The sequence below is a fragment of the Pontibacterium sp. genome, assembly GCF_041587635.1.
In the GTDB taxonomy this organism is placed as follows: Bacteria; Pseudomonadota; Gammaproteobacteria; order Pseudomonadales; family Balneatricaceae; genus Pontibacterium.
Genome location: NZ_JBFGYC010000069.1, coordinates 1 through 11123, shown reverse-complemented (window position 1 = coordinate 11123; position 11123 = coordinate 1). Strand labels below are relative to the sequence as shown.

Below are 11123 nucleotides of genomic sequence, written 5' to 3'. Positions count from 1 at the left end.
GATCAGGTCTGGGTGACCGCGGAGTTGTTTGAGCGGCAAGCCGCGCAGATCAATATCGGTGATCGTGCGCGGATGAGACTCGATTTCCTACCCGAAACATTCTGGGGTGGAACGGTGGATTACATCTATCCCACGTTGAATGAAAAGACCCGTACCGTGCAGGTGCGTCTGCGCTTTGATAACGCTGATATGGCGCTGAAGCCGGGCATGTTTGCGCAGATTGATGTGCAGGCCCAACCGACCGCGGAAACACTGAATGTTCCCTCCAGTGCAGTGATTATCACCGGTACACAGAAACGGGTGGTGGTGGCGCTGGGTGATGGTAAGTACAAATCTGTTAGGGTGGAAACCGGCGCGCGTTTAGGGAATCGTACTGCGATTGTGGACGGTGTGTACCCGGATGATCAGGTGGTGGTGTCGGCGCAGTTTATGCTCGATTCGGAATCCTCCATCAACTCTGATTTTATGCGCATGACACCCCCTGAAATGGGCCGAATTGACGAAACCTGGGCACATGCCAGTGTTCGCGAACTGAATGTCGAGAAACGTACGGTGTTGCTGCAGCACGCCCCGATTCGACTGTGGGATCAGCCGGCAATGTTGATGGAAGTCCCCGTGGACGATGCGGTTGACCTTGATCAGTTGCAGCCCGGTACGGCCGTTCAAGTGTTGCTCAACGGCGGCAACATGCGTGAGTTAAAAGTGGTGGATATGGTCCTGCCACAACCTAAAGCACCGCGTGAGCAAGGAGGCTCCTTGTGATTAAGGGACTGATTTTCTGGTCGATCAGGAATCGTTTCTTTGTCCTGCTGACGACCCTGATACTCGTCGGTTGGGGAGCGTTTACCCTGAAGCAAACGCCCATCGATGCGATACCGGACCTGTCTGATGTACAGGTGATCATCAAAACCAGCTATCCGGGACAAGCACCGCAAGTGGTAGAGGATCAGGTTACCTATCCGCTCACTACCGCTATGTTGTCGGTGCCGGGGGCTAAAACCGTGCGGGGATTTTCCTTCTTTGGTGATTCCTATGTGTATGTGATCTTTGATGAAGATACCGATCTTTACTGGGCGCGCAGTCGGGTACTGGAGTATCTCAGTCAGGTGGCGTCACGCTTACCGGCCAGTGCAAAACCGCAACTGGGACCGGATGCCACCGGTGTCGGTTGGATCTATCTCTACGCGCTGGTGGATCGTACCGGTCAGCATGATCTGGCCCAGTTGCGCAGCTTGCAGGACTGGTTCCTGAAGTATGAGCTGCAAACGGTGCCGGGTGTGTCCGAAGTGGCACCCGTGGGCGGTATGGTAAAGCAGTATCAGGTCAGCGTTGATCCGGAAAAACTGCGCGCGTTTAATATCCCGCTGTCTCATATCAACAACGCCATTAAACGGGCCAATCAGGAGAGCGGTGCTTCGGTCTTGGAGATGGCGGAAGCAGAATACATGGTGCGCGCCAGTGGGTATCTGGACGGCATTGATGCGATTCGTGCGATTCCTCTGGGCGCGACGGATAAAGGTACGCCCATCCTGTTACAGGATCTGGCCGAGGTGAACATCGGTCCTCAGATGCGCCGGGGCATTGCTGAGCTGGATGGCGAGGGCGAAACCGTCGGCGGTGTGGTGGTGATGCGCTTTGGGGAAAATGCCCAAAAGACCATCAATGGCGTTAAAGCCAAGTTGGAAGAGTTAAAGCGCAGCCTGCCAGAAGGTGTGGAGGTGGTGACGGTATACGATCGCTCCGGCCTGATCGAACGGGCGGTGGAGAATCTGGTCGAGAAGCTGATTGAAGAGTTTATCGTGGTAATCGTGGTCTGCGCCGCGTTCCTGTTTCATTTCCGCTCTTCGCTGGTGGTTATTATCAGTCTGCCGATCGGCATTCTGGTGGCCTTTATTATCATGTATTACCAGGGTATTAACGCCAACATCATGTCATTGGGCGGGATCGCGATCGCAATTGGTGCGATGGTGGATGGCGCTATCGTGATGATTGAAAACGTGCATAAGCATATCGAGCGCACACCACTTACCCCGGAAAACCGCTGGCAAGTGATTGGTGACGCCGCCGCTGAGGTCGGGCCCGCCCTGTTCTTCAGTTTGTTGATCATCACCATGAGTTTTCTGCCGGTGTTTACACTGGAAGCGCAGGAAGGACGGATGTTCTCTCCACTGGCGTATACGAAAACCTACGCTATGGCCGCGTCCGCAGGACTGGCGATCACACTGGTGCCGGTGCTGATGGGCTACTGCATCCGCGGCAAGGTGCTTCCGGAGCATAAAAACCCACTTAATCGGTTGCTGATCGCGATCTACCTGCCGGTGATCAAAACGGTATTGAGCTGGCCAAAAACCACTGTCGTAACCGCATTGCTGATCACCGTGGTGGGTTTCTGGCCGTTGGATAAGCTGGGCAGTGAATTTATTCCGCCGCTCGACGAAGGCGATCTGATGTATATGCCGACCACTTATCCCGGCATCTCCATTGGTAAAGCGCGGGAACTGTTACAGCAGACGGATAAGCTGATCCGCACCGTGCCGGAAGTGGAACGGGTGTTTGGCAAGATTGGTCGTGCGGATACCGCCACTGACCCCGCTCCGCTGACGATGATAGAAACCTTTATTACGCTGAAACCCCGGGATCAGTGGCGTGAAGGGATGACCACCGAAAAGCTCACCAAGGAGATGGATAAGCTGGTGAAGTTTCCCGGCCTTACCAACGCCTGGGTGATGCCGATCAAAACCCGAATCGACATGCTTGCCACGGGGATTAAAACGCCCGTGGGTCTGAAAGTGGCAGGTCCGGATCTGAAGGTGATTCAGGATATCGGCCAGCAGTTGGAGAAAGTGGTTGCAGAAGTACCGGGAACCGCCTCGGTGTACTCCGAGCGCGTCGCGGGCGGGCGTTACATCAAGGTTGATATCAAACGTCTGAAAGCGGCACGTTACGGCCTGAATATTGCTGATGTACAGGCGGTGGTGACCAGCGCGATTGGGGGGATGAACGTCTCCCAGACCGTAGAAGGGTTAGAGCGCTATCCGGTGAACGTACGTTATCCACAGGACTACCGTAACTCGGTTGAGAAATTGCAGTTGTTGCCACTGGTGACGCCGATGGGACAGCGTATTGCGTTGGCGGATGTGGCGGAGATCTATATCGAAGATGGCCCGCCAGGGATCAAGAGTGAAAATGCGCGCCCCAACGGCTGGACCTTTGTGGATATCGAAGGCCGCGACCTCGGATCTTATGTGGTCGATGCACAAAAGCATGTAGCGGAGAATATCGAGCTGCCACCGGGCTATTCGATCAACTGGTCGGGCCAGTATGAATACCTGCTGCGGGCACAGGAGCGTCTGACCTATGTGGTGCCTTTGACCCTCGCAATCATTGTCATTCTGCTCTACCTGAACTTCCGCCGTTTCGCCGAAGTGGCGATCATTATGGGCACCCTGCCGCTGGCGTTGATCGGCGGTATCTGGATGCTCTACCTGAATCAGTTCAATTTTTCAGTGGCGGTGGGTGTTGGCTTTATCGCACTGGCTGGTGTCGCGGTAGAGATTGGGGTGATTATGCTGGTCTATCTGAACCAGGCGTTTAAGGCCAAGCAGGTGGAAAAACCGGACGGTTTGGATCTGGATGATCTGCGTGATGCGGTGATCGAGGGGGCGGGCATGCGCGTACGACCGGTGATGATGACGGTTGCGGCGATTATCGCCGGTCTGCTGCCGATTATGTACGGCACAGGTACGGGGTCTGAGATCATGCAGCGGATTGCCGCACCGATGGTCGGTGGCATGGTCAGTGCGGTGGTACTGACGCTGGTGCTGGTGCCTGCGGTGTATTTCCTTTGGAAAAAGAGGACAGCCATCGCTTAAGTTTGCTGTCTATAAATGGTGAAAAGGGCTGCTGGGAAGTGTCAGTGGCCCTTTTTAGTTTCGGGGAAGGCTGGTGGCAGGAGAACCTGTGAGGCGGGTCTTCGTCCAAGGAAAAGATCAGGTTGCCGCTTTTCCCATTGAACTGGCGGATACACGTTAAGGGTGCAAATGATGTCAAAGCTAACCATCAGTAAGGTGGCACGGAGAGCGGGAGTCGGAGTGGAAACCGTTCGTTACTACCAGCGAATCGGATTGATAACCGAGCCTGCTAAACCCGCCGTGGGTTATCGGATCTATCAGGAGAGGGATATAACTCAGCTGCTGTTTATTCAGCGGGCGAAGACGTTAGGGTTTAGCCTTTCTGAAATTAGAAACCTATTGGCGCTGGGGCATGACGGTTGTGAAGGCACTCAAGCGCTGGCGAGCAGGAAACTGTTGGATATCCGTGAACGTATCTCCGATCTGGAGGCTATAGCGACAACCTTGGAGACGCTGATTAATTCCTGCGATAGCAATCGTGATCAGGGTGAATGTCCACTTATTTCAGCGATTCTAACGTCAGATAAACCTTGATTCCGTACTTAGGTACAGAGCTTATACTGATATTTTGACGTATTGGCATGAGTTCGGAGTGTTTATGAGATCTGCGATGTTTACGGAAAAGCTAGGTGCAACCGGAACCCTTTTTTCGGCGATGGGCTGCGCATCTTGCTTTCCTTTGCTAGGTTCCATTGGCGCTGGCTTAGGGCTGGGGTTTCTCGCCCAGTTTGAAGGCCTGTTTATCAACACACTGTTGCCGGTATTTGCCATCATTGCACTGGTAGCCGCATTGGTGACCTGGTGGTCACACCAGCAGCATCTCCGTGGCATATTGACCTGTATCGGGCCACTGATGGTGCTTGCGACCCTTTACCTGTTTTGGGTTGATAGCTGGAGCACCTATCTGTTTTATGCCGGGTTGATGCTGATGTTTGCGGTGGCTATATGGGATCTGATCTCTCCTGCCGTAAAACGTTGCCGTGTGTAAGCAGAGGAAAGTGGAAATGCCTGAAAAAGATGTGATGTTGGAATCGACGATAACGTGCCCTGAGTGTGGTCACGCAAAACAAGAAACAATGCCGACAGATGCTTGTCAGTGGTTCTACGAGTGTGAGGGCTGTGGAACGCTGCTTAAGCCATTGCCTGGCGATTGCTGTGTTTATTGCTCTTATGGAACTGTACCTTGTCCGCCGATTCAGCAAGATGGACGCTGCTGTAAATAGGATTGAGGGTGCCCGTGTTATGATCAGTTGCAGGTCATCTCATCACGCGCAATTCTAATCTCCTCATAAGGCAAGGTATTGTCCAGCAACCACGCGTCCATCTCATGCCCAATATGGGTCAGAATCATCCGCCCAGGCCTTAATGCTTCGAAGATCTGAATACTCAGATTCAAATCGTTGTGGTTGCGTGGCGATTCTGGCAGGCGCGGCATTTGCAGCCGTATACTGGAACCTGACGAACGTCGCCGGTGCCTAGCAGGGTCAGTTGCATCAGGCAGTCACTCTTCTTTGTTATAGTTGTGCTTTAGTGTCCAACGGCTATCGTCCGATAGCAATTCTGTTTTTTATTTGGCTTAAGTATTGATGAAGCCTCGCTAGCCGTTAGGTATGTGCTGGTGGGGGGCAGGATTCGTTGTGTCTGTTCCACGGATAGAAAAATAGACCTTCTGGTCTGCAGCTAGGCCTGTGAACAGTTCTGTGGATGGGGTTGAGGTGGGAATCCGTAACGGTTTTCGCAGAAGGTAAGGAATAAAAGTGGAACATCCGATCCGAGGGTATCGGAGGGTGTTGTGAAGGCTCGAATATCCATCTATTGATCCTGTGAATAATTATCGGCACCCCTTACACCGATGATGATCAAGTACTGGTATTGCTGAGTGTAGGGATAGTGGCTGTTGGTTTAGAACAGGGTGTGGATAATATGTCGCAGATACCTGTTCTAAGGAACGGTGCCCTTATCATGGGAGTGGGGACGGCTGGCAAGGGAATGGATGTGATATTGACTGATAAATTAGGATCTTCGATCGATAACGATGGCGACGTGGTTTGGCCAAAATGATGCGGCGACATACGATGGGCATCGCCCGTGGTTAATGCGTTTGGGCCAATTTGATATCGCGCTTAAGGTTGTTGCTTTTGAAGCGTGCTCGGTAAATATCAGGTGCAGGACGGGCGTTTGCTGAATGATCTGAGCAGCGATATAAAATGCACTTGAAGAGGTACCATCCCTGGTCAGTCCTTGCCGGTGACATTCCTGACCGGTCTTGTGGAGCATCTTAACCGGATAGTGTGAAGGTTGTGTGAAACCGAACGCCGAATCTTATCCAAAAAAACTGTGCATAACTGTGTGAATTACTTTGGGGCAGATGCTTGTAGCGCCCGCGCTCCGCAGACTGATCAGTTTTGTGTCGCTTTTATACAAATGTAACAATATCTAAGCCTTGGCTTATGTGTTCTGTATCATATTATGGGGAGAGGATTCCGTTGCTAAGCGGTGCACGTCGCTTCATATGTTTAGAGGTATTAATGAGTGAGTATTAATGGGTAATAAGGTACTTGATCGCTTTGCGGTGATCCTACTGCTGGGATTGTGCGTGATCTGGGGTTTACAGCAGGTTGCGATTAAATTTGCGCTGGAGGGGATCTCGCCGATGATGCAGGCGGGGCTGCGTTCAATCGGTGCAACGATTCTGCTCTGTTTATGGATGCGTTGGCGCGGAATCAAAATTTTCGAGCGCGATGGCACGGAGTGGTGGGGGCTGTTGGCGAGTCTGTTGTTTAGCGGCGAATTTCTCTTGTTGTACTGGGCGCTGGAGTATACGACGACGTCTCGAGGGGTTGTTTTCCTGTATACGTCGCCGTTTATCGTTGCGCTCGGGGTGCATTTTTTTGTACCGGGTGAACGCCTGCGTCTATTTCAGGTGATCGGTTTATGCTGTGCGTTTGGCGGCATCGTAGTGGCCTTTGGTGATAATGGCGGTGCGGGTGATACGCTGCTTGGCGATATGATGGCATTACTGGCTGCGGTATTTTGGGGGGCCACTACCGTAGTGATCAAAGCGTCGCCCCAGAGAATGCTGCGTGCTGAACGCGTTTTGTTATACCAATTGGCCGGTTCTGCAGTAGCGTTGCCGCTATTGTCTCTGGCCTTTGGGGAAGCCGGTGTCACCTCTGTGACGGTGCCGGTGATAGCGTCGATGTTATTCCAGATAGTGATGGTGGCTTTTGTGTCATACCTCGCCTGGTTCTGGCTGATTCATCGATATCAGGCATCCAAAATTTCATCGTTTGGTTTCTTCTCTCCGCTGTTTGGCGTGTTCTTCGGCTTTCTGATCATGAATGAAGCGATTACGCCTGTATTCATAGTGGCTTTGGTGCTGGTGGCGGTGGGTATCTATCTGGTGAATAAACCTCAGGTTGTTAAGCAACCGGTCGTGGATAAAAGTTCGCTACGTGAATCCTGATTTTTCTCACACATGCTTATTCACAGAATCTGTGTATAAGCATGTGTATAGGGTTTTGATAGCTGCCAGCAGCCCCGTGAGGTGGGCGTTGCGGAGAGCTGGTGGCAGATTGCACAGACAGTACTAAACGTCAGGGTATACGTGTATAAACGTTCGTTTGAATGTTGTATAGGACAGGTCTATCTTAACTGTTTGCAGTCACGTTGTTATGATGCTGACTAGCTTATCGGTAACCCACTGATGTTGTAGCGAAATGAAGAGATTGAAGCAGACATTTAAGTACTGTGCCAGGGATGGGCTAAGTATGACCCTGGGCTTGGTATTGATGCTGCCGGGTTTGGCGACCGCCAAAGAAAGTTATAGTTTTGCCGTTGTACCTCAATACAGTGCCAGCGAAACCTATCGGGTTTGGCAGCCGATCATTTCGTATCTGAATAAACACCTGCCTTTCGCCTTACAGGTGGAAACGACGCCTGATATCGCATCCTTTGAAAAACAGTGTCAAAGAGGGATATTCGATTTTGCGTTTGTGAACCCCTATCACACCATCTGGTTGCACGAAAAATTGGGTTATGTGCCGGTATTATCGGATATGCAGAGTCAGGTGAACGGTGTGATTGTCAGTCGTAAAGACGCGGGGATCAGACAAGTGGAGCAACTTGCCGGAATGCAGCTGGTGTTTCCTTCTCCAAATTCGTTGGGTGCATCGATGATGATTCGGCGGGATCTCACCGAACGGTTCCAACTGTCTTTTTATCCTCGTTATGTCAAAAGCCACTCATCCGTGTATTTGAATGTTGCACTGGGTATGGCGGAGGCGGGAGGCGGCGTACAAAAGACACTGGAAAAGCAACCAGAACATATTCGGGATAAGTTGCAGGTGATCTACCGTACGGAGAACTTTCCGTCTCATCCGATTATTGTTCATCCGCGGGTGCCGACAACGGTCCGTGAAACCGTGGTTGCCGAACTACTCAAGTTGTCTCAGAATGATCAGTTCAGGGCGCTACTAAGGAATGTGCCTGTTTATCAACTGGGTCCGGTGTCCTTCAGCGATTATAAACCGCTGCTGCAGTCAGGATTGGAAGCCTACTACGAGGAACAACGCTGATGCGGAGTTTTCAGACGAAGCTTGTACTACCTTTGGTGCTGCTGGTTCTGTTGATCGGTGCATTCATGGAGTTTCACTGGTTACCAAACTGGCAACAGCACGAAGTAGAAGATCGTCTGACACAGGAAAAAGTGTATCTGGAACTGCTGGGTACAGTGCTGCGTAACCCGATACTGACCAGTGATATGGCGGCCGTTTATGATGTGTTGGATCAGCTGTCGCTGGACCGAAAACACTGGCAAAGCCTGACACTGACCCGAACCGATGGTTTATTGCTCTATCCGATGACGCAGCCGGATCAGCAGTTTGCCGCCACTCACTGGCTGGCTGCGGATGTGATGTTTGAAGATCGCACGCTGGCGCAGCTGAATCTCTCTCTGGATCTATCTCCGTTTCTAGAAGCTGAGCGCGATCGCCTGAGGATGTTGGAGCTGATTTTGTTGTCAGTGGCATTGTTGGCGGCCGTTGTCATCGGCTGGATGCAGCGTCAACTGGTATTGAAACCGATCGACCGGATATCCGGAACAGCCCGTCAGATTGCAAAAGGAGACTTCTATTCTCCGATTCCTGCACATCCCCCGCAGAGTGGTTTACAGGACTTCTTCCATGCATTTCGCGTGATGCGCGATTCCATAGCGGAAAAGCATGAAGAGCTGAGCCAGCAGATAGTTGAGCGTGAAAATGCCGAGCGTCGTCTGAATGACTCTCAGCGCGTTGCGTTACTGGGGTGCTGGGAATGGCATGCGGAAACGAACAGTTTCTGGTGTTCCGACAGTATGCTGCCGATCATGTACCTGTCGGAACTGGGGGGGCTGAATTTCGACAGCTTCTTCTCCCAGATCCACCCGGCCGATGCGTCAGCGGTGAAATCTGAATTCGAACGCATTTCTCAGGATGGCGGTTCATTTGAAGCCGAGTTCCGGGTGAACTCTCCGGCCGGACTCAAATATGTGCATATGATTGGCCAGCACGACCGTAGCAGCGGACGGAGTTTTGGTACCTGTCAGGATGTAACCGAGCGGAAAGATATCGAATCCTCCCTGCGTAAATTATCCAGTGCGATTACCTACAGCGGCTCTTCGGTGATGATCACCGACATCATCGGCACCATTGAGTATGTGAACCCTAAATACACGGAAGCGACCGGTTATCATTTGGGTGAGCTGCTGGGACATCAACCCGAAATCCTCAGCCGGCAGTGGATGTCGACCAGCAAATACGAAACCCTGTGGCAGTCTATCCTGGCGGGTAAAAACTGGCGGGGTGAACTGCAGAGCCTGCGCAAAGATGGCTCGACGTTTTGGTCTCTGGTATCGATCTCGCCGATTAAAAATGAATTCGGTGAACTGACCCATTTTGTGATCGTGCTGGAAGATGTGTCTGAGCTGAAGCTCGCCCACGCCAAAATGGAACAACTGGCGCTGTATGATGAACTGACCGGGCTGGCTAATCGCCGCTTGTTTTACAGCCAGCTGGGGCTGATGCTGGAGAACCTGAATGAATCCACCATCGGGGCGGTGATGCTACTTGACCTGGATTTCTTCAAGACCATCAACGATACCCGTGGTCATCATATTGGCGATGAACTGCTAAAAGCCGTTGCCCGTCGTTTGCGCCATGCATTGCAGGAACACGACGTGGCAGCCCGTTTGGGCGGTGATGAGTTTGCGTTGTTGATCAGCCCGGTGGAGAGTGAAGAGCGGGTGATGCATATCGCTGAACGCATACTATCAGCACTCACTCGGCCGTTCAGCATCGACGATACCGAGTTACAGGTGACGACCAGTCTCGGGATTGCACTCGTGCCGAAGGACGGTACGGAGCCGGATTCTCTGGTTAAACACGCTGACCTGGCGATGTATCAGGCGAAAGAGATGGGACGTAACCAGTTCCGCTTCTTTACTGAATCTTTACACGAACAACTACAGACCTATATTCGCTTTACCCGTGAAATGCCGGCTGCGCTGGAGAAAGGTGAGTTCTTGCTGAACTATCAGCCGCAGGTGGATCTGAAGACGGGCGAGATTATCGGCGCGGAGGCCCTGATCCGCTGGCAGCATCCGGAGCTTGGTATTGTGCCGCCGCCGGAGTTCATTTCTGTGGCAGAAGAGACCGGGTTTATTGTCCCGCTGGGGCGCTGGGTGATCGCAACGGCATGTGAAGCCCTGCGCGAACTGAAAGCGGCGGGGCATGGGCATTTGCGCGTGGCGGTTAACCTCTCTGCCCGCCAGTTTCGTGACCCACAGCTGATCAGTATGATCAATCAGATCTTAGAGGATACCGGTGTCGCACCGGAGCAACTGGAAATTGAGATTACGGAAACCCTGTTGATGCACGATGTGCAGCAGGCGATCAATACGCTACAGGAGTTACAAGCGCTGGGTATGACCATTGCGATTGATGACTTCGGTATCGGCTACTCTTCATTCAACTATCTGAAAACGTTGCCTATCAACGTATTGAAAGTAGATCGGGAATTTATCAAAGATATCCCGGATCATCTGGATGATATGGAGATTACTGCGGCCATTATTTCGATGGCCCACCGTCTCAACCTGCGGGTTGTTGCCGAAGGGATTGAGACTCAGGTACAGCAGGTTTTTCTTGAAGAACATGCCTGCGATTTCGGTCAGGG

At 52.1% G+C, this 11123-nt stretch carries 9 protein-coding genes; 8 read left to right on the top strand and 1 reads right to left on the bottom strand.

Annotation, left to right across the window (positions count from 1 at the left end):
* The 5 genes from ABYW01_RS05840 to ABYW01_RS05820 all read left to right on the top strand — a co-directional run.
* A partial coding sequence (locus tag ABYW01_RS05840; RefSeq protein WP_372831563.1) for an efflux RND transporter periplasmic adaptor subunit occupies window positions 1–762 on the top strand: 762 nt, incomplete at its 5' end.
* A complete protein-coding gene (locus ABYW01_RS05835) occupies window positions 759–3872 on the top strand; it encodes an efflux RND transporter permease subunit (RefSeq protein ID WP_372831562.1) in 3114 nt (1037 codons plus the stop codon). The genes ABYW01_RS05840 and ABYW01_RS05835, both read left to right, overlap by 4 nt.
* Before the next feature lie 168 nt (window positions 3873–4040).
* Complete coding sequence (locus tag ABYW01_RS05830) at window positions 4041–4445, top strand: MerR family transcriptional regulator (RefSeq protein WP_372831561.1); 405 nt, start codon at window positions 4041–4043, stop codon at window positions 4443–4445.
* Between the two features lie 64 nt (window positions 4446–4509).
* Window positions 4510–4899 carry an organomercurial transporter MerC gene (gene merC, locus ABYW01_RS05825; protein ID WP_372831560.1) on the top strand — a complete coding sequence of 130 codons (390 nt, stop codon included), beginning with the start codon at window positions 4510–4512 and terminating at the stop codon, window positions 4897–4899.
* Between the two features lie 16 nt (window positions 4900–4915).
* Window positions 4916–5134: a GDCCVxC domain-containing (seleno)protein gene (locus tag ABYW01_RS05820; RefSeq protein WP_372831559.1), complete on the top strand. Its 219-nt coding sequence runs from the start codon at window positions 4916–4918 to the stop codon at window positions 5132–5134.
* A gap of 23 nt (window positions 5135–5157) precedes the next feature.
* Here ABYW01_RS05820 and ABYW01_RS05815 read toward each other — a convergent pair whose 3' ends face one another.
* Window positions 5158–5346 (bottom strand): hypothetical protein, encoded by a 189-nt coding sequence (locus ABYW01_RS05815; RefSeq protein WP_372831558.1) that lies wholly within the window; start codon window positions 5344–5346, stop codon window positions 5158–5160.
* A gap of 1107 nt (window positions 5347–6453) precedes the next feature.
* Between ABYW01_RS05815 and ABYW01_RS05810 the strand changes: the two genes are divergently transcribed.
* From ABYW01_RS05810 to ABYW01_RS05800, 3 genes are all read left to right on the top strand, one after another.
* Window positions 6454–7377: a DMT family transporter gene (locus ABYW01_RS05810; protein ID WP_372831557.1), complete on the top strand. Its 924-nt coding sequence runs from the start codon at window positions 6454–6456 to the stop codon at window positions 7375–7377.
* A gap of 304 nt (window positions 7378–7681) precedes the next feature.
* Window positions 7682–8488, top strand: a complete 807-nt coding sequence (locus ABYW01_RS05805; protein WP_372831556.1) for a phosphate/phosphite/phosphonate ABC transporter substrate-binding protein — start codon at window positions 7682–7684, stop codon at window positions 8486–8488.
* Window positions 8488–11123, top strand: a 2636-nt coding sequence (locus ABYW01_RS05800; protein WP_372831555.1) for an EAL domain-containing protein, incomplete at its 3' end; no start/stop codon positions are given. The genes ABYW01_RS05805 and ABYW01_RS05800, both read left to right, overlap by 1 nt.

Bases quoted from the DNA above. Each gene is read 5' to 3' on its own strand.
- ABYW01_RS05830 (WP_372831561.1), top strand. From the start codon at position 4,041: ATGATGTCAAAGCTAACCATCAGTAAGGTGGCACGGAGAGCGGGAGTC.
- ABYW01_RS05810 (WP_372831557.1), top strand. From the start codon at position 6,454: ATGGGTAATAAGGTACTTGATCGCTTTGCGGTGATCCTACTGCTGGGA.
- merC (WP_372831560.1), top strand. From the start codon at position 4,510: ATGAGATCTGCGATGTTTACGGAAAAGCTAGGTGCAACCGGAACCCTT.
- ABYW01_RS05805 (WP_372831556.1), top strand. From the start codon at position 7,682: ATGACCCTGGGCTTGGTATTGATGCTGCCGGGTTTGGCGACCGCCAAA.
- ABYW01_RS05820 (WP_372831559.1), top strand. From the start codon at position 4,916: ATGCCTGAAAAAGATGTGATGTTGGAATCGACGATAACGTGCCCTGAG.
- ABYW01_RS05815 (WP_372831558.1), bottom strand. From the start codon at position 5,346: ATGCCGCGCCTGCCAGAATCGCCACGCAACCACAACGATTTGAATCTG.